The organism is Mesorhizobium sp. M1E.F.Ca.ET.045.02.1.1 (genome assembly GCF_003952485.1).
GTDB lineage: Bacteria > Pseudomonadota > Alphaproteobacteria > Rhizobiales > Rhizobiaceae > Mesorhizobium.
The window spans coordinates 3,146,240-3,170,898 of record NZ_CP034447.1 but is presented as its reverse complement, the minus strand read 5'-3'; the positions used below and the strand labels follow the sequence as shown (position 1 = coordinate 3,170,898).

General features: G+C 64.4%; 22 protein-coding genes and 1 tRNA gene. 15 read left to right on the top strand and 8 right to left on the bottom strand.

Annotation, left to right across the window (positions count from 1 at the left end):
* Window positions 1-127: 127 nt before the first annotated feature.
* Window positions 128-1,069 (bottom strand): N-formylglutamate amidohydrolase, encoded by a 942-nt coding sequence (locus EJ070_RS15350; protein ID WP_126092123.1) that lies wholly within the window; start codon window positions 1,067-1,069, stop codon window positions 128-130.
* Between the two features lie 165 nt (window positions 1,070-1,234).
* On the opposite strand from EJ070_RS15350, the gene EJ070_RS15345 reads away from it, so the two are divergent.
* Both EJ070_RS15345 and EJ070_RS15340 read left to right on the top strand, forming a co-directional pair.
* Window positions 1,235-1,597 carry a response regulator gene (locus EJ070_RS15345; RefSeq protein ID WP_006199474.1) on the top strand — a complete coding sequence of 121 codons (363 nt, stop codon included), beginning with the start codon at window positions 1,235-1,237 and terminating at the stop codon, window positions 1,595-1,597.
* 106 nt (window positions 1,598-1,703) lie between these two features.
* Window positions 1,704-1,778 (top strand) — tRNA-Val (locus EJ070_RS15340).
* Window positions 1,779-1,962: 184 nt separating this feature from the next.
* Here EJ070_RS15340 and EJ070_RS15335 read toward each other — a convergent pair.
* Window positions 1,963-3,117 carry a dihydrodipicolinate synthase family protein gene (locus EJ070_RS15335; RefSeq protein ID WP_126092122.1) on the bottom strand — a complete coding sequence of 385 codons (1,155 nt, stop codon included), beginning with the start codon at window positions 3,115-3,117 and terminating at the stop codon, window positions 1,963-1,965.
* 241 nt (window positions 3,118-3,358) lie between these two features.
* Between EJ070_RS15335 and EJ070_RS15330 the strand changes: the two genes are divergently transcribed.
* From EJ070_RS15330 to EJ070_RS15270, 13 genes are all read left to right on the top strand, one after another.
* Complete coding sequence (locus EJ070_RS15330; RefSeq protein ID WP_126092121.1) at window positions 3,359-4,411, top strand: LacI family DNA-binding transcriptional regulator; 1,053 nt, start codon at window positions 3,359-3,361, stop codon at window positions 4,409-4,411.
* The gene (locus EJ070_RS15325) at window positions 4,408-5,424 is read left to right on the top strand and encodes a Gfo/Idh/MocA family oxidoreductase (RefSeq protein WP_126092120.1); all 1,017 of its coding nucleotides are present in this window, start codon (window positions 4,408-4,410) and stop codon (window positions 5,422-5,424) included. Before EJ070_RS15330 ends, EJ070_RS15325 begins: the two co-directional genes overlap by 4 nt.
* Window positions 5,421-7,022, top strand: a complete 1,602-nt coding sequence (locus EJ070_RS15320; protein ID WP_126092119.1) for an acyl CoA:acetate/3-ketoacid CoA transferase — start codon at window positions 5,421-5,423, stop codon at window positions 7,020-7,022. The genes EJ070_RS15325 and EJ070_RS15320 overlap by 4 nt, the downstream gene beginning before the upstream one ends.
* Window positions 7,015-7,791, top strand: coding sequence for an enoyl-CoA hydratase/isomerase family protein (locus EJ070_RS15315; RefSeq protein WP_126092118.1), 777 nt, complete (start codon window positions 7,015-7,017; stop codon window positions 7,789-7,791). The genes EJ070_RS15320 and EJ070_RS15315 overlap by 8 nt, the downstream gene beginning before the upstream one ends.
* A gap of 10 nt (window positions 7,792-7,801) precedes the next feature.
* Window positions 7,802-9,313, top strand: a complete 1,512-nt coding sequence (locus EJ070_RS15310) for an aldehyde dehydrogenase family protein (protein ID WP_126092117.1) — start codon at window positions 7,802-7,804, stop codon at window positions 9,311-9,313.
* Window positions 9,314-9,372: 59 nt separating this feature from the next.
* Window positions 9,373-10,626, top strand: a complete 1,254-nt coding sequence (locus EJ070_RS15305) for an ABC transporter substrate-binding protein (protein WP_126092116.1) — start codon at window positions 9,373-9,375, stop codon at window positions 10,624-10,626.
* 131 nt (window positions 10,627-10,757) lie between these two features.
* On the top strand, window positions 10,758-11,717 hold the full coding sequence (locus tag EJ070_RS15300) for a sugar ABC transporter permease (protein WP_126092115.1): 960 nt from the start codon (window positions 10,758-10,760) through the stop codon (window positions 11,715-11,717).
* A complete protein-coding gene (locus EJ070_RS15295; RefSeq protein ID WP_126092114.1) occupies window positions 11,714-12,658 on the top strand; it encodes a carbohydrate ABC transporter permease in 945 nt (314 codons plus the stop codon). The genes EJ070_RS15300 and EJ070_RS15295 overlap by 4 nt, the downstream gene beginning before the upstream one ends.
* A gap of 23 nt (window positions 12,659-12,681) precedes the next feature.
* On the top strand, window positions 12,682-13,797 hold the full coding sequence (locus EJ070_RS15290) for an ABC transporter ATP-binding protein (protein WP_126092113.1): 1,116 nt from the start codon (window positions 12,682-12,684) through the stop codon (window positions 13,795-13,797).
* Between the two features lie 68 nt (window positions 13,798-13,865).
* Entirely contained in the window at window positions 13,866-15,377 is a 1,512-nt protein-coding gene (locus EJ070_RS15285) for a GMC family oxidoreductase (protein ID WP_126092112.1), read from the top strand.
* Window positions 15,378-15,537: 160 nt separating this feature from the next.
* Complete coding sequence (locus EJ070_RS15280; RefSeq protein ID WP_126092111.1) at window positions 15,538-16,299, top strand: 3-ketoacyl-ACP reductase; 762 nt, start codon at window positions 15,538-15,540, stop codon at window positions 16,297-16,299.
* Window positions 16,300-16,311: 12 nt separating this feature from the next.
* Entirely contained in the window at window positions 16,312-17,940 is a 1,629-nt protein-coding gene (locus tag EJ070_RS15275) for a choline dehydrogenase (RefSeq protein WP_126092110.1), read from the top strand.
* A 10-nt stretch (window positions 17,941-17,950) separates the two neighbouring features.
* Window positions 17,951-18,265, top strand: a complete 315-nt coding sequence (locus EJ070_RS15270; protein ID WP_126092109.1) for a Dabb family protein — start codon at window positions 17,951-17,953, stop codon at window positions 18,263-18,265.
* Between the two features lie 22 nt (window positions 18,266-18,287).
* On the opposite strand, the gene EJ070_RS15265 is transcribed toward EJ070_RS15270, so the two are convergent.
* The 6 genes from EJ070_RS15265 to EJ070_RS15240 form a co-directional block, all read right to left on the bottom strand.
* On the bottom strand, window positions 18,288-19,133 hold the full coding sequence (locus EJ070_RS15265; protein ID WP_126092108.1) for an EamA family transporter: 846 nt from the start codon (window positions 19,131-19,133) through the stop codon (window positions 18,288-18,290).
* A 7-nt stretch (window positions 19,134-19,140) separates the two neighbouring features.
* On the bottom strand, window positions 19,141-20,058 hold the full coding sequence (locus EJ070_RS15260) for an endonuclease/exonuclease/phosphatase family protein (RefSeq protein ID WP_126092107.1): 918 nt from the start codon (window positions 20,056-20,058) through the stop codon (window positions 19,141-19,143).
* A gap of 108 nt (window positions 20,059-20,166) precedes the next feature.
* A complete protein-coding gene (locus EJ070_RS15255) occupies window positions 20,167-21,717 on the bottom strand; it encodes a sodium:proton antiporter (RefSeq protein WP_126092106.1) in 1,551 nt (516 codons plus the stop codon).
* A gap of 146 nt (window positions 21,718-21,863) precedes the next feature.
* Window positions 21,864-22,928 carry an ABC transporter ATP-binding protein gene (locus EJ070_RS15250; RefSeq protein WP_126092105.1) on the bottom strand — a complete coding sequence of 355 codons (1,065 nt, stop codon included), beginning with the start codon at window positions 22,926-22,928 and terminating at the stop codon, window positions 21,864-21,866.
* A gap of 11 nt (window positions 22,929-22,939) precedes the next feature.
* On the bottom strand, window positions 22,940-23,731 hold the full coding sequence (locus tag EJ070_RS15245) for an ABC transporter permease (RefSeq protein ID WP_126092104.1): 792 nt from the start codon (window positions 23,729-23,731) through the stop codon (window positions 22,940-22,942).
* The gene (locus EJ070_RS15240; protein WP_126092103.1) at window positions 23,728-24,642 is read right to left on the bottom strand and encodes an ABC transporter permease subunit; all 915 of its coding nucleotides are present in this window, start codon (window positions 24,640-24,642) and stop codon (window positions 23,728-23,730) included. The genes EJ070_RS15245 and EJ070_RS15240 overlap by 4 nt, the downstream gene beginning before the upstream one ends.
* Window positions 24,643-24,659 lie beyond the last annotated feature (17 nt).

Below are 24,659 nucleotides of genomic sequence, written 5' to 3'. Positions count from 1 at the left end.
CACAATAGTTTTGTTCTCGGACAGCTTATCCTGTCCATGCCCTCCTTGGGCGTTTCCTCCCTAGACTTCGACCGTGTCGTGAAAGCGATGCGGTCTTTTTTTGAGCCGCGAACCGCAAACGCGGCTGTCATTCCGCGGCAAGCGGCAGATCGACGAAATGATGGTCGGGCATCGCCACCAGTTCGGCCGAAAAGCGCGTCAGGTCGTCGGCTAAAGCGTCGAAGCCGGCCGATTTCTGGAACGTCCGCTCGTTCATGTAAAGCCCGCGATTGACCTCGATCTGCAGCGCATGCAGATGACGTGCCGGCCGCCCGTAATGCTCGGTGATGAAACCGCCGGCATAGGGCTTGTTGTGCGCGACCGCGTAGCCCATGCCGGTGAGCAGGCCGATCGCCCTTTCGGTGAGGGACGCGGCTGCCGAAATGCCGAAACGGTCGCCGATGATGAAGTCGGGCCGCACGCCATTGTCGCCGACGCGGATGCTGGCCGGCATCGAATGGCAGTCGATGAGCACGGCATAGGCGAACCTCGCATGGGTTCTGGTCAGCAGCCGCTTCAGCGTCTCGTGATACGGCTTGTAGACGGCCTCTATGCGTCCGACGGCCTCGGCCAGCGGCAGGCGCCCGGGATAGATGTCCAGCCCCTCCCCCACCAGCTTCGGCACCGTGCCCAGCCCGCCCGCCACGCGAGCCGAGCGGATATTGCAGAAGGACGGCACCGGCTCCGCGAACATGCGCGGATCGAGCTCCCACGGCTCGCGGTTGACGTCGAGATAGGCGCGCGGGAAATTCGCCGCCAGCATCGGCGCGCCGAGCGCGACGGCGCCGCCGAAAAGCTCGTCGACATAGCAATCCTCCGACCGCCGGATGGCGTTGCGGTCAAGCCGCGCCATGGCGAGGAAGCGCTCCGGATAGTAGCGGCCGCTATGCGGCGAATTGAACAGGAAAGGGACGCGTTGCTCGGCGCCCGATCGGATTTCGAAGGGTGGTACGACCGAAAAATCCTCGGCTGCCGTCTTCAATTTGAACGAACCAGGATGAAGCACTGCGTCATGATTCAAAACTGCCATCTTGCGCCCGGCATGTCCAGCATTTCAGCCCCACGAAACGGCCGGCTGAAACAGCGCGGACAGGGCCAACGTTCACTTGATGTTTACCGTCTCCTCCTCATATACAGGATGGTTAACGGGCTTGCGCGGCGGCAGGCTTGGGGCGGGTGATTCGGACGGGACAAAATGGCACGCATTCTACTGGCGGAAGACGACGACGATATGCGCCGGTTCCTCGTCAAGGCACTGGAAAGAGCCGGTTACCAAGTAAGCGATTTCGACAATGGCGCCAGCGCCTATGAGCGGCTGCGCGAGGAGCCTTTCTCGCTGCTGCTAACCGATATCGTCATGCCCGAGATGGACGGCATCGAGCTCGCCCGCCGCGCCACCGAGATCGATCCGGACCTCAAGGTCATGTTCATCACCGGCTTTGCCGCGGTCGCGCTCAATCCGGATTCCAAGGCGCCCAAGGACGCCAAGGTGCTATCGAAACCTTTCCATCTGCGCGACCTCGTCAACGAGGTCGAAAAGATGCTGCAGGCAGCCTGAGAGGGTTTTCCGGCGGGCTTCCGCCGGTGCGGCAAAGCGAAGCTTTCTTTTCTTGTTCCCGCTATTGACGCGCCGGACCAAAAATGGTGTATGCGCGGCTTCGGATGGGCGTGTAGCTCAGCGGGAGAGCACTGCATTGACATTGCAGGGGTCACAAGTTCAATCCTTGTCACGCCCACCATCCTTTCAAATCTAAGTCTCTAAGGGACCAGAGCAGTTAGGCTGTAGGGCTTTGCCGCTGCGTTCTCCTCGGTGAACTTGGTTGCTTACGCAGCGCTTGGTCGCACTTGTTCTCGGATGGGTTCAAGGAGGAAAGAATCTTTTGTCCGCAGGGCTGTTCGGCGGAGCCGGCAGGTGCGTCTGGCTCAGACACCCGCGACCGCGCAAAGGCCCTTCATTCTGGCGATGGCGAGTCCGGGGTCGGCCAGCAATCCGGCCCGATCGGCGAGGCGAAAGACGTCGGCGTAGTGGCATATGCCGCGCGCCGACTGCATGCCGCCGACCATGGCGAAATGGTCCTGGTGCCCGTTCAGCCAGGCCATGAAAACGATGCCCGCTTTGTAATATTCTGTCGGCGCCTCGAAGATCTTGCGCGCCAGCGGCACGGTCGGCGCCATCAGCGCGTCATAGCCGGCCCGATCGCCCCCGCCGAGCTTCACCAGCGCGGCGTTGGCAACCGGCGCGATGGCGTCGAAGATGCCGAGCAGCGCATGCGAGTGCCTCTTGCCGTCGCCGGCGATCAATTCCGGGTAGTTGAAATCGTCGCCCGTGAACATCACCACGCCCTCGGGCAGCCGGTCGCGCAGCGACACCTCCTTGCCGGCATCGAGCAGCGATATCTTTATGCCTTCGACCTTGCCGGCATGCCGATCGATGATGGCAACGACCGTATCGAGCGCGGCGTCGAATTCATTGCTTCCCCAATACCCTTTCAATGCCGGATCGAACATGTCGCCCAGCCAATGCAGGATGACCTTGCCGGAGGCCTGTGAGAGGATGCGGTCGTAGACGCGCGCATAGTCGTCCGGCCCCTTGGCCACCGCCGCCAGCGCGCGGCTCGCCATCATGATCGCCTTGCCGTCCTCGCCCTCGATGAAGGCGAACTGCTCCTCATAGGCATGGATCACGTCGTCCAGCGTCCTTGCTGCCGCGGGCGCCAGGTGGTCGGTGCCGGCGCCGGAAGCGAGATCGGCGCCCTTCACCGTGCGCGCCTCGGCGATCGAGCGGCGGATCAGCTCCCTGGCGCTCGGCCAGTCGAAACCCATGCCGCGCTGTGAGGTGTCCATCGCCTCTGCGATGCGGAAGCCGAGCCGCCACAGATGATGGCGGAAGGCCATCGTCCTGTCCCAGTCGACCGCCGGCCGCGACCAGGGATCGGTCATGGCGAAAGGGTCGGCGACGACATGGGCCGCGGCATAGGCGATGCGCGGGAATTCCGCGCCGGGGATCGGCTCCGCCGGTTGGCCGACCAGCCGGTAGCTGGCTCGATCGCCATTCTCCGCAGGCAGGATGATGTCCATGGAAGTCTCCCTTTGCGGCAGCCTATAAATGGAACGTTCCAATAAATCAAGAACCTTTGTGACTCCTGTTCGACGCCGAGGCTGTGCTGCGTCGCAACAGAAAAAAGCTCGCATTTGCAGCGATTTCCGCCAGCATCGATCAATTTTTGGAATTCCAGACGATTCCCGATTGACTCTTCGTTTGACCTGATGTTTAGAACGTTCCAATAAATTAATGCCGAATGCGGAGGAAAGAGCGGAGATGGCCAGCCGGGCCAAGGCGACGATCCTGGACATCGCCCGCGAGGCCGGCGTGTCCAAATCGACGGTATCGCTCGTGCTGCAAGGCAGCGGGCTGATCCGGCCTGAGACCGCGGTCAAGGTGCGCAAGGCGATCGAGGATGTCGGCTATGTATACAACCGCGGCGCCGCCAATCTGCGCAAGGCTCACTCCAACGTCATCGGCATGGTGATCAACGACCTCACCAATCCCTTCTTCGCCGAACTGGCGGTCGGCATGGAGCGCGTCTTCCAGGCGGCCGGCATCGTGCCTTTCATCGCCAACACCGCCGAAAACCCCGTGCGTCAGGAAGAAGTGCTGAAGTCGCTGATGGAGCAGGGTGTCGCCGGCCTGATCGTCTCGCCGGCGCGCGGCACCACTCCCGGCGCCTTCCGCCGCATCGAGACCGCCGGCGTGCCGATCGTCTTCACCATGCGCCGGCTGCCCGAGAGCCGCATTCCGGTGATCGCGCCGGACAACCATCGCGGCGCCTTCATCGCCACAGAGCATTTGATCCTCAAGGGCCACCGCCGCCTGGCCTTCTTCGGCGGTTCGTCCGACCTCGTGGTTTATCAGCAGAGGCTGGGCGGCTTCTTGGAGGCTTGTGAAGCGCTGGGCATTCCCGTCGCCAACAGAACGATCGTCGAGGGCGAGACCAGCCGCAAGGGCGGCATGGCCTGCCTGGAGACCGCGCTTGCGGCGCCCGAGCCGCCGTCGGCCGCTCTTTGCTTCAACGACGCCGTCGCTTTCGGCGTCATGCTGGCGCTGCGCAAGCGCGGGCTGGAGGCCGGCACGGACTTCGCCGTGGTCGGTTTCGACGACGTGGCCGAGGCCGAGCACTACATGCCGGCGCTGACCAGCGTCGCCGTCGATACCGCCGGCCTCGGCGAGCGCGCCGCCCATGTTATGCTGAAAATGATCCAGTCGCGCACAACGCGCGCCGAGGACCATATCGGCGCAGTCAGCCTCGTCGTCAGGGAAAGCTGCGGCCCGAGCCGCAACGCGCGCGGCGCTGGAATGGGAGACGCGGCATGAGCGTGAGATGGGGTCTGATCGGTGCGAGCACGATCGCCAGACAGTTCATGATCAACGCCATCCGCGCGCAGGCCGACGGCGAGGTTGCCGCCGTGATGAGCTCCAGCCCCGAGCGCGCCGAAGCCTATGCCAGGGAAAACGGCATCCCGGCCGCCGTTTCGACGCTCGATGCGCTGCTCAGCACGGACATCGACGCCGTCTACATCTCGACCACCAACGAACTGCATCTCGAACAGGGGCTTGCGGCCATCAAGGCCGGCAAGCACGTGCTCTGCGAAAAGCCGCTGGCGCTGACCAGCGCCGATGCGCGCAAGCTGGTCGCGGCCGCCAGGAAGGCCGGCATCGTGTTCGGCACCAATCATCATCTGCGCAATGCCGGCGGGCACCGGGCGATGCGCGAGGCGATCGCCGCCGGCCGCATCGGCAAGCCAGTCGCCGCGCGCGTCTTCCATTCCGTCTACCTGCCGGAAAACCTGCAGGGCTGGCGCATAACCAAGCCCGAGGCCGGTGGCGGCGTGGTGCTCGACATCACCGTCCACGATGCCGACACGCTGCGCTTCGTGCTCGGCGACGACCCGGTCGAGATCTCGGCATTCACGCAGTCGGCCGGCATGGCCGGCGGCGGACTGGAGGACGGCGCCATGTGCATCTGGCGCTTCAAATCCGGCGTCATCGCGCAATCGCATGAGGGCTTCACGACCAAATTCGCCGGCACTGGTTTCGAGGTGCATGGATCGGAAGGCTCGCTGATCGCCACCAATATCATGACGCAGAAGCCGGTGGGCTCCGTGCTGCTGCGCACCGCGAGCGGTGAGGAAGAGCTGAATTTCGACCGCGAGGACCTCTACACCCGCTCGCTGCGCCAGTTCCATGCCGCGATCCGCGGCGAAGGCCAGCCGTCCGCCACCGGCGAGGATGGCATCTGGTCGCTGGCATCAGCCGAAGCGGCGTTGCAATCCGCCAAGACCGGCAGGGCCGTCGTGATCGATCCGCAACTCGGGAGCCTCGCGTGAGCAAGCTCGTCTCGGCGGCCTATGCCGCCAGCCTGATCAAGGATGGCGCGGTCGTCTCCGTGTCGTCGTCGAGCGGCCTCGGCTGCCCGGACGCCGTGCTCGCCGCGATCGGCGAGCGCTTCGACGCGGAAGGCCATCCGAAGGCGATCACCACGCTGCACCCGATCGCCGCCGGCGACATGTACGGCATCAAGGGTATCGACCATCTCGCCAAGCCGGGCCTTTTGAAGCGCACGCTCTGCGGCTCCTACCCGTCCGGCCCCTCCTCGGCTGAGCCGCCGCGGATCTGGCAGATGATCGGCGACAATTCCGTCGCCGCCTACAACGTGCCCTCCGGCATCCTGTTCGACATGCATCGCGAGGCGGCCGCCAAGCGGCCTGGCGTGCTGACCAAGGTCGGTCTCGACACTTTTGCCGATCCGCGCCATCAGGGCTGCGCCATGAATGCGGCGGCCAGCGAGCCGATCGTTTCGGTCGAGCAGTTCGACGGCGAGGAATGGCTCTATTTCCGCGCCATCGTCCCCGACATCTCGATCATCCGCGCCACCTCCTCCGACGAGCGCGGCAACCTCACCTACGAGCATGAAGGCGCCTATCTCGGCGGGCTGGAGCAGGCGTTAGCTGCCCGCAACAATGGCGGCATCGTCATCGCCCAGGTCAAGCGCGTCGTCGAGAACGGCACGCTGAAGCCGCATGACGTCCGTGTGCCCGGCGTGCTGGTCGACCATATCGTCGTCGCGCCCGATCAGTTGCAGACGACGCAGACGCCTTACGACCCGGCGATCTCGGGCGAGATCTTCCGGCCGCTGTCGACCTTTCGCACGCCCGAGATGAACGTCCAGAAGGTGATCGCGCGCCGCGTCGCCATGGAGTTGCGCGACGGCATGGCCGTCAACATTGGCTTCGGCATCTCCGCCAACGTGCCGCGCATCCTCTTGGAGGAAGGCCAGCATGGCAAGGTCACCTGGGTGATCGAGCAGGGCGCGGTCGGCGGCGTGCCGCTGCTCGACTTCAAGTTCGGCTGCGCCTCGAACGCCGAGGCGATCATGCCCTCGCCGCACCAATTCATCTATTTTCAGGCCGGCGGCTTCGACGCTTCGCTCTTGTCCTTCCTGCAGATCGACCGCCATGGCTCCGTCAACGTCTCGAAGCTTTCGGCAAGGCCGCACGTGACGGCCGGCGCCGGCGGCTTCGTCGACATAACCGCGCGAGCGAAGAAGATCGTCTTCTCCGGCTTCTTCAACGCCGGCGCCAAGCTTTCGCTGGCCGATGGCGCCATCCGCATCGACCAGGAAGGCAAGGTCAAGAAGATCGTCGAGGAGGTCGAGCACATCTCCTTCTCGGGAAAACGCGCGGTCGCTCAGGGGCAGGACATCACCTATGTCACCGAGCGCTGCGTGATGAAGCTGACGCCGGATGGGCTGATGGTGACGGAACTCGCGCCCGGTATCGATCTCGAACGCGACGTGCTGGCGCAGGCCGACATCCCGCTCGCTATCGCCAACGACCTCAAGGTGACGCCTGCCTCGCTCTACCAGGACCGGCCGATCGGCCTGTCGCTCAATGGCGGCGCTTCGCTCGGAGGCGCGCATGGCTGAGCGCCTCGTCACCTTCGAGCAGGACGGCGCCATCGGCGTCGTCATGCTGCGGCGGCCGGAAAAGTTCAACGCGCTCGACATTCCCATGTTGCGGGCACTCGAAACCGCACTCGACGAGGCGGAACTGGCCGGGGGCGTCCGCGTCGTGCTCATCCGCGGCGAAGGCAAAGGCTTCTGCGCCGGCGGCGACGTCGAGGCCTGGGCACAGTTGAGCGCCGCCGACTTCCAGGTGCAATGGGTCCGCTATGGCCATCGCGTCTTCGACCGGCTGGCGCGTCTCCGCCAGCCGACCGTCGCCGTACTGTCCGGCCATGCGCTCGGCGGTGGGCTCGAACTGGCCGCCGCCTGCGATTTCCGCGTCGCCGAAACCCAGATCAAGCTCGGCTTCCCCGAAACCTCGATCGGCGTCGTGCCCGGCTGGTCCGGCACGCAGCGCGCCGTGCGCCGCTTCGGCGCGCAGACGGTGCGGCGCATGGCTGTAGGGGGCGAAGTTCTGCTGGCGGGCGAGGCGCTCGCGCTCGGCGTTGTCGACCGCGTCGTCGAAACCGGCAAGGCCTTCGAGGAAGCCAGGGCCTGGGCTGAAAAGATCGCCGAACGCGGTCCGCTGGCGACCGAAGCCGCCAAGCTGATGATCGGCATTGCCGAGGGCGAGGAGAATGCCGCGGCGGCCGAAGCGCTGGCCAGCGGCTTCATTGCGCTCACCGGCGACCTCAAGGCCGGCGTCGGCGCCTTCAAGGCCAAGCAGAAGCCGGCCTTTTCGAGATCCTAGAGAAAATACGATGAACGCACCGCTCAAGATTTCCATGCCGGCCGAAGCGTCCCAAGCGCCGAAAAACTACAAGCTTTTGATCGACGGCAAGCACGTCGACGCCCGCGATGGCCGCGCCATCGAGCGCAACAGCCCCGGCCACGGCTTCGCCGTGTCGCGCTACACTCAGGCCGGCGCCGCGGAAGTGGAAGCCGCAGTGCAGGCAGCGCACAGGGCCTTCGAGAACGGCCCATGGCCGCGCATGAAGGCCTCCGAGCGCGCCGCCGTGCTGCTCAAGGCGGCCGACCTGATCGAGACCCGGCTGGAAGAGATCGCCCGGCTCGACGCGCTGGAATCCGGCAAGCCGATCGCCCAGGCGCGCGGCGAGATCGGCGGCGCCGTCGACATCTGGCGCTATGCCGCCTCGCTTGCCCGCACGCTCCACGGCGAGAGCTACGCCAATCTCGGGGACACCATGCTGGGCGTGGTGCTGCGCGAGCCGATCGGCGTCGTTTCGATCATCACGCCGTGGAATTTCCCGTTCCTGATCGTCAGCCAGAAACTGCCCTTCGCGCTCGCTGCCGGCTGCACGGCAGTGGTGAAGCCGAGCGAAATGACGTCGGCCTCGACCTTCGTGCTCGGCGACATCCTGCTCGAGGCCGGCCTGCCGGCCGGCGTCGTCAACATCCTCGCCGGCTTCGGCGCCGATGTCGGCGCGCCGATGGTCAGCCATCCGCTGGTCGAGATGGTGTCCTTCACCGGCTCGACTCGCGTCGGCAAGATGACCATGGCCGCCGCCTCGAATTCCTTGAAGAAGGTTTCGATGGAGCTTGGCGGCAAGAACGGCCAGATCGTCTTCCCCGATGCCGACCTCGAAGCGGCGGCGGACGCGGCGGTGTTCGGCGGCTTCTTCAACGCCGGCGAATGCTGCAATGCCGGCAGCCGGCTGATCGTGCATGAAGCGATCGCCGACGACTTCCTCGGCGCGGTGAAGGCGCTGGCGGAAAAGGTCAGAGTTGGCGACCCGCTCGACGACCGCACCAAGGTCGGCGCCATGATCTCTGCCGACCACATGACAAAAGTAGCCGGCTATGTGACGGCGGCGAAAACCGATGGCGGCAGCGTCTACAGCGGCGGCGGACAGCTCGCCTCCAATGCCGGCCAGTATCTCGACCCGACCATCGTCCGCAACGTCACCGAGGATATGGCCATCGCCCGCGAGGAAGTGTTCGGGCCGGTGCTGTCCGTGCTCACTTTTGAAACGATTGAAAAGGCATTGCACATCGCCAACAACACGCCCTATGGTTTGTCTGCGGGTGTGTGGAGCGCCAGCATCGACACATGCATGTCGGTGGCGCGCGGAGTGCGTTCGGGGACGGTTTGGGTGAACACGTTCATGGAAGGTTATCCCGAACTGCCCTTCGGCGGCTACAAGCAGTCCGGTCTCGGACGCGAACTCGGCAAACGCGCCGTTGAGGACTATACCGAGGAAAAGACCATTCAGTTTCATCGCGGCCAGCGCACCGGGTGGTGGGTCGGCTGAGTTGGGAGACCCCGGCGGCCATCCGCCGGTCATATGAATGCAACAAGGGAGGAAGTGTAATGTTGCGCAAACTGCTTATCGGAACGGCTCTCGCGACGAGCTTTGCGTTCTCGGCGCATGCCGCGGACGTCAAGGAAGTGCAGATGCTGCATTGGTGGACGTCGGGCGGTGAAGCGGCCGCTCTGAACGTGCTGAAGCAGGATCTGGCCAAGGAAGGCTATGCCTGGAAGGACGTACCGGTAGCCGGCGGCGGCGGCGACGCCGCCATGACCGCGTTGAAGGCGATGGTTGCGGCAGGCAACTATCCGACCGCCTCGCAGATGCTGGGTTACACCGTGCTCGACTACGCCGCCGCCGGCGTGATGGGCGACTTGACCGAGACCGCCAAGAAGGAAGGCTGGGACAAGTCGGTTCCGGCCGCCCTGCAGAAGTTCTCCGTCTATGACGGCAAGTGGGTCGCGGCTCCGGTCAACGTCCACTCCGTCAACTGGCTGTGGATCAACAAGGCGGTGATGGACAAGATCGGCGGCACCGAGCCGAAGACCTTCGACGACTTCATCGCGCTGCTCGACAAGGCGAAGGCGGCCGGCGTCATCCCGCTCGCGCTCGGCGGCCAGAACTGGCAGGAAGCCACCATGTTCGACTCCGTTGTGATGTCGACCGGCGGACCGGAGTTCTACAAGAAAGCGATGAACGACCTCGATGACGAGTCGCTCAAGTCTGACACGATGAAGAAGTCGTTCGACAACCTCGCCAAGCTCATCAAATATGTCGACCCGAACTTCTCGGGCCGCGACTGGAACCTTGCCACCGCCATGGTCATCAAGGGTGATGCGCTGGTTCAGGTCATGGGCGACTGGGCCAAGGGCGAGTTCCATGCCGCCAACAAGACCCCGGGCACCGATTTCCTGTGCTACCGCTTCCCGGGCACTGACGGCACCGTGATCTACAACTCCGATATGTTTGGCATGTTCAATGTCCCGGACGACCGTAAGGCCGCCCAGGTGGCTTTGGCCACCGCCACTCTGTCGAAGAGCTTCCAGTCGGCCTTCAACGTCGTGAAGGGTTCGGTCCCGGCCCGCACCGACGTGCCTGACACCGACTTCGACGCTTGCGGCAAGAAGGGCATCGCCGACCTGAAGAAAGCCAACGACGGCGGCACGCTGTTCGGCTCGCTGGCCCAGGGCTATGGCGCGCCTCCGGCGGTTGCCAACGCCTACAAGGACGTCATCTCGAAGTTCGTCCACGGTCAGATCAAGACCTCGGACGAGGCCGTGACCGAGCTGGTCAAGGCAATCGACGACGCCAAGTAAGCCGTTTTGCCGTAAACTCGAGTCTCCCCCGCGTTGGCGGGGGAGGTCTCCTGTCGAGACGATATCCGGGACTGTTGCCTGGCGTGCCCGCGCGCCAAGCCGATTCCCGCTAACCGGTACTGGATGAGCCGATGAGCACAGTTGCCGAAACCACCATATCGCTGACGCCGGAGCATAACGGCCGTCCGAGCACCACGGTGCGCTCGCGGTTGCAGGATCTGCTGCCGAAGATCGTTCTGGCGCCGAGCTTCGCGGCGACGATCGTCTTCGTCTATGGCTTCATCCTGTGGACGATCTATCTGTCGTTCACCAACTCCAAGACCTTCCCGTCCTATGACATCACAGGCGCCCGCGCCTATCAGCGGCTGTGGCGCTGGACCTTCGAGAGCGACCCGCCGTCGAGCTGGTACACCTCGATCACCAACATGGGCATTTTCGGCTTCCTCTACATCCTGATCTGCCTGGCGCTCGGCCTGTTCCTGGCCATCCTGCTCGACCAGAAGATCCGTGGCGAAGGCATGTTGAGGCCGATCTACCTCTACCCGATGGCGCTCTCGTTCATCGTCACCGGCGTTGCCTGGAAGTGGTTCCTCGACCCCGGCCTCGGCCTCGAGCAGACGCTGCATCAATGGGGCTGGACGAGCTTCCATTTCGACTGGATCAAGAACAAGGATTTCGTCATCTACACGGTGGTCATCGCCGGCGTCTGGCAGGCTTCCGGCTTCATCATGGCGATGTTCCTGGCCGGCCTGCGCGGCATCGACGGCGAGATCATGAAGGCGGCGCAGATCGACGGCGCCTCCACCTTCCAGCTCTACCGCCGCATCGTCATTCCGCTGCTCAGGCCCGTGTTTCTCTCGGCCTTCATCGTGCTCGCCCATCTCGCCATCAAGTCGTATGACCTGGTCGTGGCGCTGACCAGCGGTGGTCCCGGCGGCTCGGCCTGGCTGCCGTCCAACTTCATGTATGAGTTCACCTTCAAGCGCAACGAGATGGCGGTCGGCTCGGCGAGCGCGGTGATCATGCTGATGACGCTGACCGCGATCATCGTGCCTTACCTCTATTCCGAGCTCAGGGAGAAGCCGCGATGAGCACTGTTGCCTCACCTGCCCGCCAGGCCTCGAGCGGCGTCAGCGCCAGGACGATCAACCGCATCGTCATTTACGGACTGCTGGCGCTGTTTGCTCTGTTCTATCTGATGCCGCTCTTCGTCATGCTGGTCACCTCGTTCAAGACCATGGACGAGATCCAGAACGGCAACATGCTGGCGCTGCCACAATCGCCCACCATCGAGCCATGGTTCAAGGCCTGGGGCGAGGCCTGCGTCGGTCTGACTTGTGCGGGGATCAAGGGCTATTTCTGGAACTCCATCAAGATGGTGGTGCCGGCGGTGCTGATCTCGACGTTGCTCGGCGCGCTCAACGGCTATGTCCTGACCAAATGGCGTTTCCGCGGCCATACGCTGGTCTTCGCGATGATGCTGTTCGCCTGCTTCATCCCGTTCCAGTCGGTGCTCTTGCCGATGGCGACAATCCTCGGCAGCATCGGCCGCTTCGGCGCCAGCCTGCGGAACGCGACCGGCTTCAACTTCGGCCTCGGCAATTCGACGGTCAACCTCGTTTTCGTCCACGTGGTCTACGGCCTGGGCTTCACCACGCTGTTCTTCCGCAACTACTACGAGGCCTTCCCGACCGAACTGATCAAGGCGGCGCAGGTCGACGGCGCGTCCTTCTTCCAGATTTTCCGCCGCATCATGCTCCCGAACTCGATGCCGATCTTCGTCGTCACCGTCATCTACCAGTTCACCAACATCTGGAACGACTTCCTGTTCGCTTCTGCCTATGCCGGCACCGGCGACGTGATGCCGATGACGGTGGCGCTGAACAATGTCGTCAACACCTCGACCGGCGTCGTTGAATACAACGTCAACATGGCGGCTGCGATGATCGCCGCGCTCCCCACCCTTCTCGTCTACGTCGTCGCCGGCCGCTATTTCGTGCGCGGGCTGATGGCTGGCGCGGTCAAGGGCTGACCCTATTTTCTGAAGGAACGACCATGGCTTTTCTGGAAATTGATGGGCTGAAGAAGCGCTTCGGGAATGTCGAGATCCTGAAGGGCATCAATGTCGAGCTCGAAAAGGGCGGCTTCCTCGTGCTGGTCGGTCCGTCCGGCTGCGGCAAGTCCACGCTGCTCAATACCATCGCCGGGCTGGAGAACATCACCGAGGGTGAGATCCGCGTCGAAGGCCGGGCGATCAACGATCTGCATCCCTCGAAGCGCGACATCGCCATGGTCTTCCAGAGCTACGCGCTCTATCCGAACATGACGGTCGCCGGAAACATCGCCTTCGGCATGGAGATGCGCGGCGTGCCGGCGGCGGAGCGGCAGGCTGCCATCGACAAGGTGGCGAAGATCCTGCAGATCGGTCACCTGCTCAACCGCAAGCCCAGCCAGCTTTCCGGTGGCCAGCGCCAGCGCGTCGCCATGGGCCGCGCGCTGGTGCGCGATCCGAAACTCTTCCTGTTCGACGAGCCGCTCTCCAACCTCGACGCTAAACTGCGCGTCGACATGCGCGTCGAAATCAAACGCCTGCATCAGAGCACAGGCACGACGATCGTCTATGTCACGCACGACCAGATCGAGGCGATGACGCTGGCGACCAAGATCGCCGTGATGCGCGACGGCGAGGTGCAGCAGTTCGGCACGCCGGCCGAAGTCTACAACAACCCCACCAACGTGTTCGTCGCCGACTTCATGGGCTCGCCGGCGATGAACCTGATCCCCGCCAAGATCGGCGCCAATGGCAGCGGGCTCGCCGTTGTGCTCGACCGCGAGGCGCGCCAGCCGATCACGCTGTCGCTGCCCGGAGCGCCGGCCGGCCTTGCAGCGTTCAAGGATAAGCCGGTCATCTTCGGCGTCCGCCCGGAAGCGCTGACCGATCCCGAAGGCGCCGAGCGCAACGGATCCGAGATCGCCACCGCCGACTGCCACATCGAGGTGGTCGAGCCGGCGGGATCGGATACGTTCGCCGTCACCAATCTCGGCGGCAAGGGGGTGGTGGCGCGGCTGCGCGCCGATGCCAGGATCCAGCCCGGCACCAGCACGCCGCTGGCCTTCAACCTCAGCAAGGCGGTGTTCTTCGATCCGGCGACCGAGAAGCGCATCCTCTGATGCATGTCGCCGAAAAGTGGCTCCGGTTTTGGGGCAACGACATGCATCGAAACAAAGACCCTTAGGCTATGGCAAATCCGGATATCGTCATCATCGGCTCCGGCATCGGCGGCGCCACGATCGCCTCCGGCTTGGCCGGCAGCGGCGCCTCGATCCTGATTTTGGAGCGAGGCGACCATCTCCCTGCGACGCCGCATGCGCGCTCGACGCGATCCATCTTCGTCGAGGAGCATTACCGGCCGAAGGAGATGTGGCGCGAGGCCGGCGGCCCGGCCTTCAACCCCGGCAACTATTATTACGTCGGTGGGAATTCGAAATTCTTCGGCGCGGTGCTGATCCGCTATCGCGAGGAGGATTTCTCCGCCATGGAGCATTTCGGCGGCGTCTCTCCCGCCTGGCCGTTTTCCTATGATGAGTTCGAACCCTGGTACTCGAAGGCCGAGCAGCTTTTTCGCGTGCGCGGCTCGCTCGGCGAGGACCCGACCGAGCCGTTCCACTCGATCCCCTACGCTTTCGAGCCGGTGCCAGACGAGCCTTCGATCGCGCGCGCCCGCGCCGAACTGAAGAGCCTTGGCCTGCATCCGGCATCGCTGCCGCTCGGCGTCGATATCGAAGCCTGGCTGAAGGAGGGCAAGACGGGCTGGGATGCTTTCCCGAACACCGGCCAGGGCAAGATCGATGCCCAGACCGGACCGCTGGCAGCAGCGCTCAGTGATGCGAACATCAAGCTCGAAACCGGCGCCCATGTCGACTGGCTCGAAGCCTCACCGGACGGCAAATCGATCGCCGCCATCCAGTACACGCAGGGCGGTGCGCAGAAGAAACTCTCGCCGAAGCTCGTCATCCTCTCGGCAGGGGCGGTTAATTCCGCCGTCATCCTGCTGCGCTCGCCTTCCGCCAGCAACGGTAAGGCAGGCGGCAAGGGCCTCGCCAACAGCTCCGATCAGGTCGGCCGCAATTTCATGAACCACAATTCGAGCGCGATGCTCGCGATCGATCCGCGCTGCCGCAACGATGCCGTCTACCAGAAGACGCTGATGCTCAACGACTATTATCTGTCGGACGGCAAGGGCGGCAAGCCGCTGGGCAATGTCCAGTTGCTCGGCAAGATCGACGGCAACATGCTGAAGGCCAATGTGAAGCTGGCGCCGAAATTCGCGCTCGATTTCATGGCCGGCCATGCCGTCGACTGGTACCTGATGTGCGAGGACCTGCCCGATCCCGAAAGCCGCATCATGGTCGACGGCAAGGAGATCGTCATGCAGTGGCGGCGTTCCAACATGCAGTCGCTCGAGGGCCTGACCAAGGTGATGCGCGAGAATTTCCGCGCCTGCGGCTATCCGATCGTGCTGTCGCGGCCCTTCGACAAGCGCACGCCCTCGCATCAGTGCGGCACCGTGCGCATGGGCAACGATCCGGCGGCAGCACCGCTCGATCCGTTCTGTCGCGCCTACGACCACCGCAATCTGTTCGTCGTCGACGCCGGCTTCCTGCCGACTTCGGCCGCGGTCAACCCGGCGCTGTCGATCGCCGCCCAGGCGCTGCGCGTCGCCGACCACATCCGCAGGAGCGAGCTTTGATCCGTCGGCGCCGCCCCTCACCCTTACCCTCTCCCCGTGAAGAACGGGGAGAGGGAGGCGCCGGCGTTGCGGCCATTCCCCTTCTCCCCGTCACTATACGGGGAGAAGGTGCCAGCAGGCGGATGAGGGGCGGCGCCGACATTGGAAAGGATATGTTCAAATGACCCGCCCGGCGGCTATCGTCACCGGCGGCGCGCGCGGCATCGGGCTTGCCTGCGCCGAGGCGCTGGCCGATGCCGGCTTCGAGATCCTCGTCGCCGACCTTGCCGAGAAGCCGGCTGACGGACTTGCCAAGAACATTGCAGCACGCGGCGCGAAGTTCGCCTACGTCCGTTGCGACATCGCCGACCTCGCCGGCCATGCCGCTCTCGTCGGGGCCGCGATGGACGCCTTCGGGCGCATCGATTGCCTGGTCAACAATGCCGGCGTCGGCGCCGTCGTGCGCGGCGACCTTCTGGACCTGAAGCCGGAGAACTTCGACCGTGCGCTTGCCATCAACTTGCGCGGCACGGTTTTCCTCAGCCAGGCCGTTGCCAAAGCGATGCTTGCGGCGCCAGCCAGCTCGGCGAGATCGATCATCACCATCACCTCGGTCAGCGCCACGATGGCCTCGCCGGAGCGCGCCGATTACTGCATCTCCAAAGCCGGCCTTTCGATGTGGGTGAAGAACCTGGCGCTGCGGCTCGCGGCGGAAAACATCGGCGTGTTCGAGGTGCGGCCCGGCATCATCCGCACCGACATGACGTCAGGCGTATCCGCCAAATACGACGCGCTCATCGATGGCGGTCTGGTGCCGGCAAAGCGCTGGGGCGAGGCCGCCGATATCGGCGCGGTGGTGGCCGCTTTGGCCTCCGGCAAGTTCGGCTTTTCGACCGGATCGGTAATCGATGTCGACGGCGCGCTTTCCGTGCCTCGTCTGTGAATGAGTGGAACCATGGCTGACTACATCATCGTTGGCGCCGGTCCGGCCGGCTGCGTCCTGGCCAACCGGCTGAGCGAGGATCCAGGGAATTCCGTCCTTTTGCTGGAAGCCGGCGGCAAGGACTGGCATCCGCTGATCCACATGCCGGCGGGCTTCGCCAAGATGACCAAGGGCATCGCTTCCTGGGGCTGGTCGACCGTGCCGCAGAAGAACATGAAGGACCGCGTCTTCTGGTACACGCAGGCCAAGGTCGTCGGCGGCGGCTCGTCGATCAACGCCCAGATCTACACGCGCGGCAATGCCCGCGACTATGACGCCTGGGAGAAGGAAGAAGGCCTCGCCGGCTGGGGCTATCGCGACGTGCTGCCCTATTTCAAGCGCGCCGAAAACAACCAGCGCTTCGCCAACGACTATCATGGCGACCAAGGGCCGCTCGGCGTCTCCAACCCGATCTCGCCGCTCCCGATTTGCGAGGCCTATTTCCGCGCCGGGCAGGAGATGGGCATCCCCTTCAATCCGGATTTCAATGGCGCGAGCCAGGAAGGCATCGGCTACTACCAGCTCACCCAGAAGGATGCGCGCCGCTCGTCTGCATCCGTCGCCTACCTGAAGCCGATCCGTACGCGGAAAAATTTGACGGTCAGGACCGACGTGCTCGTCACCCGCGTCGTCGTCGAGAAGGGCCGCGCCGTCGGCGTCGAGATCGTCGACAAGCCGGGCGGGCAGAAGACCATCCTGCGCGCCGCGCGCGAGGTGATCATCTCCTCGGGATCCATCGGCTCGCCGAAGCTCCTGATGCAATCGGGCATCGGCCCGGCCGACCATCTGAAATCGGTCGGCGTGACACCTGTCCACGACCTTCCCGGCGTCGGCTCCAACATGCAGGACCATCTCGACCTGTTCGTGATCGCCGAATGCACCGGCGACCACACCTATGACAATTACGCCAAGCTGCACCGCACGCTATGGGCCGGCCTGCAATATCTCCTGCTCAAGAAGGGGCCTGTCGCCTCCAGCCTGTTCGAGACCGGCGGCTTCTGGTACGCCGACCCGACGTCCGCCTCGCCCGATATCCAGTTCCATCTCGGCCTCGGCTCCGGCATCGAGGCCGGTGTCGAGAAGCTGAACAACCCGGGCGTGACGCTCAACTCCGCCTTCCTGCGCCCGCGCTCGCGCGGCACGGTGCGGCTGAAAAGCGCCGACCCTGCCGACCATCCGCTGATCGATCCGAACTATTGGTCCGATCCCTACGATCGCGACATGTCGATCAAGGGCCTGCGGCTGGCGCGAGAGATCATGCGGCAGAAGGCGCTCCAGCCCTATGTGCTGCGCGAGGTGCTGCCCGGCCCTGCCCTGCAAAGCGACGCCGACCTCTTCGACTATGCCTGCCGCACCTCCAAGACCGACCACCATCCGGTCGGCACCTGCCGCATGGGCCATGACGAGATGAGCGTAGTGACGCCTGACCTCAGGCTGCGCGGCATCGAAGGCCTGCGCGTCTGCGATGCCTCCGTGATGCCGCGCGTCCCCTCCTCCAACACCAACGCGCCGACGATCATGGTCGGCGAAAAGGGCGCCGATCTGATCCTCGGCCGCGAGCCGCTGCCGCCGGCCGTGTTCAAGGGCAACAAGGCGGCTTGAGGGAAGAACGATGATCCGGCACTGCGTCTTCGTCCGCTTCCGCGACGATGTCTCCTCCTCCGAGCGCGCGGCGATCCACGCCGATCTGGAGGCGCTGCGCTCATTGATCGACGGCATGGGCAAGGTCCATTTCAGCGCCAATGTCAGCCCCGAGCCTTTTGCGCGCGGCTTCACCCATGGCTTCACCGTCGACTTCCGCGATGCCGCTGCCCGCGACGCCTATCTGGTGCACGAAGCGCATCAGCGCGCCGGCGCCCGGCTGGTTGCCGCGCTCGAGGGCGGCACCGACGGGCTGATGGTGTTCGATTTGGAAATTCCCGGCTGAAGGGGGACGGCACGTTGCGGATTCATCCCAACCGCAGCGCGACGACGCCCGCGACGATGCCGAGCGCGGCGGCCCCGCGCCAAGGCGTCATCTTCTCGCCCAGTGCGAAGACCGAGATCAGCATGGCAAACAGGATCGATGTCTCGCGCAATGACGCGACCGAGGCGATCGGCGCTTTGGTCATCGCCCACATGACGATCCAGTAAGCGGCGCCGCTGAGCACGCCGGTGAAGAGGCCGGCCTTCCAGTCGCGCGCCAGCACGGGAAGCGATTGCGGCCCGCGAAAGGCGACGCACAGCACCAGCGCCCACGCCGCATCGCAGACGAACAGCCAGGCGGCATAGTTCGTCGCGGTCGCCGCCAACCGCGCGCCGCTGCCGTCGGAAAGCGTATAGCTGGCGATGAAGATCGAGGTGCCGAGCGCGAAGCTGACCGCGCGAAGGTTGAACCGCTCCAGATGTACGCCGCCGCGAAACGACATCACCAGCGTGCCCGCCGACAACAGGAGAATGCCGAGTATGGCGAGTGGCGCAGGCACCTCCCCTACCACGATGATGCCGCCAAGCGCGGCAAGCAGAGGCGCGGTGCCGCGCGCCAGCGGATAGGTCTGGGCGAAATCGCCGGCCTTGTAGGCGCCGATCAGGAATGTCCGGTAGCCCATGTGGAAGAAGACCGAGGCGAGAATGAAAGGCCAGACCTCGGCCTTCGGCACCTCGACGAAGGGCAGTGCCACGAGAGCGGCGGCACCCATGCCGAGCGTCATCAGCGTGATCGACAGGAAGCGGTCGAGATGCACCTTGACCAGCGCGTTCCAGATCGCATGCATGGCAGCCGCCGAGAGCACCGCGAGGAAGACGAACAGCGTCACGTCCGTCTCACCCGCCCGCAAAGCCCGAGGCGATGCCCGGCGTTTCCAGATCGATATCGACCCTGAGCGGAAAATGGTCGGAAGCCACCTCGCCGATGTCGGCGCTGACCGAACGCACGCGCCCAGCCAACATACCGCCGACGAAGCAATGATCGAGGCGACGCTTCGCCAGGCTGCCGTCGATGATCTTTTCGTGCGTGTGGAAGTCCGGCACGCGCTCGCTGGCGACGGCGGCCGCATCGACGAAACCGTCGATATAGGCGGCGCCGCGATGGTAGGGCGTGCTGCCGACGATGCGCCGGTATTCGGCGCTGCCCGGCTCCATATTGAAATCGCCGAGCCAGATCGCCGCCAGCGGGCTTTCCGGCTCCGGCTGGCCGTCACTCCAGTTGCGCTGCGGCTCGTCGTCGGCGCCGCTCCACGGGCCTCCGTCGGCTGGCGCGCGACAGTGCTCGGCAAGCAGGTAGTCGATCTGTTCCAGCCGCTCCTCAACCGCGATATGGGCAAGATGCAGCGAGAATATCCGCACCGGTCCCGCCGGCGTGCGGATCATGCATTCGAGCGCGGCGTTGCGGGTATTGAGCGGCCTGAGCGCGCGGCGCAGCGGCAGCGCGTGCAGCCGCGACCAGACGATCGGCAGCTTCGACAGCACCATCGTGCCGAACTGCCGCCGGCGGTTCACGATACGGCCGTCGCGTTTTTCGCTGGCATCCATGTCGAAGGCCGGACCGTAAACCCAGTGATAGTCCGGCAGCAGCCTGGACAGGATTTCCGGCTGGTCGTCGCCATTGCTGCGCTGCCAGTGCCGCTCGACTTCTTGCAGGGCGATGATGCCGGCGCCGTCGACGATGCGCGCGGCGCGCGCCAGATCGTAGCGGCCGTCGCTGCCGAACCCGTACTGGATGTTGTAGCTGATCAGCTTCATTGATTAACCGGCTGACTATATGGCGATGGCAGTAGCGCCTTGGGCACAGCGTTGCAATGGACCGCGGCGCCACGCGGAATAGTCCAGCTAGTGACCGCCGGGCCGAGCCTAGGTCGTAAGCGGTTGAAACCGGCCGGCCGGCGACGCCGCCAGTTCCGACCAGTCGATTTCTTCCTCGAGGCGGTGATAGGCCTCGTCGCCGATCGTTCCGTTGCGGCGCAGTTCCTCCAGCGTGTCGCGTTGCCGTTTGATGGCATAAAGGCGCAGCCGGTCGTATTCGGTCGCAGCCTGCGCATCCTCAGGATTCTCGGCGACCAGGCGCTGGGCTTCGTATTGCTCGCGCACGACGGCCGCCGCGGCGGATGTCTTGCGGCTCAGCACATCGAGCGCGGCCTGCATGATGGCGACGCGCGCCTGCGCCACTTCACGGTCTATCGTCGTATCCCGCTCGAAATTCAGCCGGCGCAGCAGAGGCTTCAAGCTCATCCCTTGCAGCACCAGCGTGCCGAGAACGACCGCAAAGGCGGCGAGCACGATCGGGTCGCGACCAGGAAAGCCTGCCGGCAAGGCGAAGGCCGCCACCAGCGTCACCAGCCCGCGCATGCCGCACCAGCCGACGAGCACGGCGCCGCGGAACGTCGGCGCATCCCGCCTTTTGTCTTCGCTGTCGAAGCGGGCGAACCATCGCATGACCGCGACGTAACCCAGCACCCAGACGAGGCGTGCCGCGACGACGACGGCCAGCACCGTTGCGGCGAACAGAAATGCATCGCCTTGCCCTTCGCCGGAGAGCCGGCCGACGATCGACCGTGCCTGCAGGCCCATCAGCACGAAAGCCAGCACGTTGAGCACGAACACCGCCGACTCCCAGACCGAATAGGTGCTGACGCGGCGCCTCGCCGACATGTGGCGCGGTGCGGTGCGCGCGATGGTGATGGCGTAGACGACGATGGTGATGATGGCCGAAAGACCGATCTTGTCGGCGATGATCCAGACGGCGAAGGTGCCGGCGAACTGCACCACCGTGCTGCTCGCCGCATCCTCTATCCGCGTGAGCGCGATGAGCGAGATGCGGCCGAACAGATAGCCTGCGGCGACACTGCCGACCGTCGACAGCAGGATGACCGGGACTGCGTCTTTCAGCATGACAGCGCCGATCGTCGCCGAAACCGATATCCGGTAGATCAACAGCGCGGTGGCGTCGTTGAGCAGGCTCTCGCCTTGCAGGATGGCGGTGATGCGGTGCGGCACCTTGAACTGCCCGAGCACGGCGCTCGCCGCCACCGCGTCCGGCGGGGCGACGATGGCGCCGAGCGCGATTGCCGCCGCGATCGGCAGGCCGGCCATCTTCCAGCCGACGACGGCGACCGCCACGGTGGTGAAGACGACTGCGCCGAGCGCCAGGAGCGCCAGCGACAGGCGGTAGCGCTTCAGGTCGCGCAGCGAGGTGTCGTAGGCGGCATCGAGAAGCACCGGCGCAATGAACAGCGCCAGCGCAAGTTCCGGATCGATCTCAATGGTCGGTGCGCCGGGCAGGAAGGCAAGCCCCGCCCCTGCCAAAGCCAGCAGGGACGGATAGGGAACCTCCATCCACCGCGAAACCGCCGTCAGCGCGACGGCGATGAGAAGCAGGATAAGGGTGAGCTCGAACAGCGCCATGGCTCATCGTAACGGCGAAGCGCGAAAGTTGGCAGTACCCTCGAGTCAAGATGCTGTTGATTGTCCAGCGCGTCGATATCGCCTGGCCACTATGGACATCGCACCGGCTTGAAGAGCTTCAGTCCAGTTGGCTCAGGCTGTATAGCCTAGTGCAGCACCAGCATGTCGCCCGACGAGAAGGAGATATCCGCCTTCTCGCCGACGACGGGCGGCGGCGTCGCGGAGTTGTTGAAGGTGTCGAGCGACACCGTGTTGCCGCCGATGCCGACGCGCACGCGGATGACCGAGCCGAGGAAATGCACTTCGGCGATCTCGCCCGAAAGGCTGGTGTCGTGGCCCGGCTGGCGTCCGAGTGAAATCGCTTCCGGCCGCAACGCCAGCGACAGCGTGTCGCCGGACTTCGAGCCGTTGAGCTTGCCCTTCAGCGAGACTTCCTGCGCGTTGACCTGCACTTTGCCCGAGGCGGCGTCGGTGACCTTGCCTTCCAGCACGTTGAGCGTGCCGACGAAATTGGCGACGAACTTCGTCGCCGGCCGATTGTAGATCTCGAATGGCGTGCCGACCTGTTCGGCCTTGCCGCCATACATGACGGCGATGCGGTCGGAGATCGACAGCGCCTCTTCCTGGTCGTGCGTGACGAAGATGGTGGTGATGCCGAGCTTCTTCTGGATCGAACGGATTTCCTCGCGCAGCGACACGCGCACCTTGGCGTCGAGCGCCGACAGCGGCTCGTCGAGCAGCAAAAGCTTCGGCTTCGGCGCGATCGCGCGAGCCAGCGCGATACGCTGCTGCTGGCCGCCGGAGAGCTGGTAGGGATAGCGATCGGCCATCTGCGGAAGCTTGATGATGTCGAGCATCTCCGCAACGCGGGCGTCGATCGCCGCCTTCGGCATGCCGGCCACTTTCAGCCCGAAGCCGATGTTCTGCGCCACGGTCAGGTTGGGGAACAGCGCGTAGGCCTGAAACACCATGCCGACATTGCGCTGGTTCGGCTTCAGCCTGGTGATGTCCTTGCCGCCAGCCACGATCTTGCCGGCGCTCGGCTCCTCGAAGCCTGCCACCATGCGCAGCACCGTCGTCTTGCCGCATCCGGACGGCCCGAGGAAGGAGACGAATTCACCCGGCTCGACGTCGAGGTTGAAATCCTCGACCACCGTTGTGGCGCCGAAGGACTTTCGCACATGCTGGATGGAGAGGAACGGCTCGGCCATGGCTTTGACTTTCAGTTCGGTCGATTTGCCGATTTCGGCGCGAAGCGAGACAGGATCTGGATCAGCGACATGCAGCCCCAGGTAATGGCGAAGGCGATAATGGCAAGCGCCGCGGGCTCGTAGGCGCGGTTGGCGCCGATGTTCTGCAGGTACGGTCCGAAGGCCGGACGGTTGAGCAGGCTGGCCATGGTGAACTCGCCGATGACGATGGCGAAGGTCAAGAATGCGCCAGACAATACCGCGATCAGCACATTTGGGAGGATTACCCGACTGATGATCGTGCCCCAACCGGCACCGAGGATCTGCGCAGCCTCTGTCAGCGTTCTGACGTCTATGGTGCGCAACCCGGTGTCGACGGCGCGGTACATGTAGGGCAGCGCCAGGGTCGCATAGCCGATGACCAGCAGGGCATTGGTGGCCGCGTCGTTCCCCAGGAACGGCAGCCACGAGTTCGAGCCGTACATCCTGATATAGCCGAAGACGATGACGATGGCCGGGATGACCAGAGGCAGCAGCGTGATGAACTCGACGATCGGCCTGAGTTGCGGCAGCCTGAGCCGGATCCAGTAAGCGGCTGGCACCACCACCAGCACGCCGAGAATAATGGTGAAGATGGCGGCCACCACCGAATACATGAAGGTCGCCTGGAAGCGCGCATCGCCCAGCACGATCTGGTAGGCGTCGAACGAATAGGCGCCGCGACGCATGCGCATGGAGAATTCCACCGTCGCTATCAGCGGGATGAAGAAATAGGCCGCGCCAAGAATGAAAACGACCCAGGCCCAGAAGCGTCCGGTCTTCATTTCAGCCACCTCTCCGACCGTGTCCGGAACCAGATGTAGAAGACATTGGCGAGGCCGGTGATGACGATCATGCCGAAGGCGATCGCATAGCCGAGATGCGCATTGTGCAGCACGTCGCCACGGATCTGCGCATAGAGCAGGATCGGCACGATGTTGAGCGACGAACCGGTCAGCGCATAAGCCGTAGCTATGGCGCCGAAGGCATTGGCGAAGAGCAGGATGACGGTGCCGAGGAAGCTCGGCCAGATCACCGGGATGACCACTATGCGCCAGTACTGGGCCGTGGTCGCGCCGAGCGTCGCGGCGGCCTCCCCCCATTCCCTCTTCAGCCCGTCGATCGCCGGCACGATGATCACCACCATCAGCGGAATCTGGAAATAGACATAGGTCAGCGTCAGGCCCCAGAAGGACAGGATGTTGAAGCCGTGCGCATAGATGTTGAGACCTAAAAGCGTGTTCAGCAGCACAGTCGCAAGGCCGAGCCGGCCAAGGGTGGCGAGGAAGGCGAAGGCCAGCGGAATACCGGCGAAATTGGAAGCGACGCCGGAAAACGTGAGCGTCGCCGAACGTATCCAGTCCGGCAGGCCGCCGCGCACGATGGCGATGGCTATTGCCAAGCCGGCAAAAGCTCCGATCAGCGCCGAAGCCAGGCTGACCTTGATAGAGATCCAGTAGGCGGCAACGATGTTTGGCTCCGACAGGGCGACGAGATTTTCCAGCGTGAACTCACCCGCCTCGTTCTGGAAAGCGCCCAGCATCAGGTAGAGCGTGGGCAGGATCAGGAACATGACGGCGAAGATGAAGAAGGGCGCGACGCCGATCCATTGCGTCGGCAGCCGCAACGCGCGCGCCTCGCTGGGTGGCGCGGTCTTCCCTGCAATGGCTTGGTTTGAAAGCGAGAGATCGGTCATGCGCCGGCTACCGTCTT

Excerpts from the sequence above, each read along its gene's own strand:
- EJ070_RS15350 (WP_126092123.1), bottom strand. The coding sequence starts at position 1,069 with ATGGCAGTTTTGAATCATGACGCAGTGCTTCATCCTGGTTCGTTCAAA.
- EJ070_RS15345 (WP_006199474.1), top strand. The coding sequence starts at position 1,235 with ATGGCACGCATTCTACTGGCGGAAGACGACGACGATATGCGCCGGTTC.
- EJ070_RS15335 (WP_126092122.1), bottom strand. The coding sequence starts at position 3,117 with ATGGACATCATCCTGCCTGCGGAGAATGGCGATCGAGCCAGCTACCGG.
- EJ070_RS15330 (WP_126092121.1), top strand. The coding sequence starts at position 3,359 with ATGGCCAGCCGGGCCAAGGCGACGATCCTGGACATCGCCCGCGAGGCC.
- EJ070_RS15325 (WP_126092120.1), top strand. The coding sequence starts at position 4,408 with ATGAGCGTGAGATGGGGTCTGATCGGTGCGAGCACGATCGCCAGACAG.
- EJ070_RS15315 (WP_126092118.1), top strand. The coding sequence starts at position 7,015 with ATGGCTGAGCGCCTCGTCACCTTCGAGCAGGACGGCGCCATCGGCGTC.
- EJ070_RS15310 (WP_126092117.1), top strand. The coding sequence starts at position 7,802 with ATGAACGCACCGCTCAAGATTTCCATGCCGGCCGAAGCGTCCCAAGCG.
- EJ070_RS15305 (WP_126092116.1), top strand. The coding sequence starts at position 9,373 with ATGTTGCGCAAACTGCTTATCGGAACGGCTCTCGCGACGAGCTTTGCG.
- EJ070_RS15300 (WP_126092115.1), top strand. The coding sequence starts at position 10,758 with ATGAGCACAGTTGCCGAAACCACCATATCGCTGACGCCGGAGCATAAC.
- EJ070_RS15295 (WP_126092114.1), top strand. The coding sequence starts at position 11,714 with ATGAGCACTGTTGCCTCACCTGCCCGCCAGGCCTCGAGCGGCGTCAGC.
- EJ070_RS15290 (WP_126092113.1), top strand. The coding sequence starts at position 12,682 with ATGGCTTTTCTGGAAATTGATGGGCTGAAGAAGCGCTTCGGGAATGTC.
- EJ070_RS15285 (WP_126092112.1), top strand. The coding sequence starts at position 13,866 with ATGGCAAATCCGGATATCGTCATCATCGGCTCCGGCATCGGCGGCGCC.
- EJ070_RS15280 (WP_126092111.1), top strand. The coding sequence starts at position 15,538 with ATGACCCGCCCGGCGGCTATCGTCACCGGCGGCGCGCGCGGCATCGGG.
- EJ070_RS15275 (WP_126092110.1), top strand. The coding sequence starts at position 16,312 with ATGGCTGACTACATCATCGTTGGCGCCGGTCCGGCCGGCTGCGTCCTG.
- EJ070_RS15270 (WP_126092109.1), top strand. The coding sequence starts at position 17,951 with ATGATCCGGCACTGCGTCTTCGTCCGCTTCCGCGACGATGTCTCCTCC.
- EJ070_RS15260 (WP_126092107.1), bottom strand. The coding sequence starts at position 20,058 with ATGAAGCTGATCAGCTACAACATCCAGTACGGGTTCGGCAGCGACGGC.
- EJ070_RS15255 (WP_126092106.1), bottom strand. The coding sequence starts at position 21,717 with ATGGCGCTGTTCGAGCTCACCCTTATCCTGCTTCTCATCGCCGTCGCG.
- EJ070_RS15250 (WP_126092105.1), bottom strand. The coding sequence starts at position 22,928 with ATGGCCGAGCCGTTCCTCTCCATCCAGCATGTGCGAAAGTCCTTCGGC.
- EJ070_RS15245 (WP_126092104.1), bottom strand. The coding sequence starts at position 23,731 with ATGAAGACCGGACGCTTCTGGGCCTGGGTCGTTTTCATTCTTGGCGCG.
- EJ070_RS15240 (WP_126092103.1), bottom strand. The coding sequence starts at position 24,642 with ATGACCGATCTCTCGCTTTCAAACCAAGCCATTGCAGGGAAGACCGCG.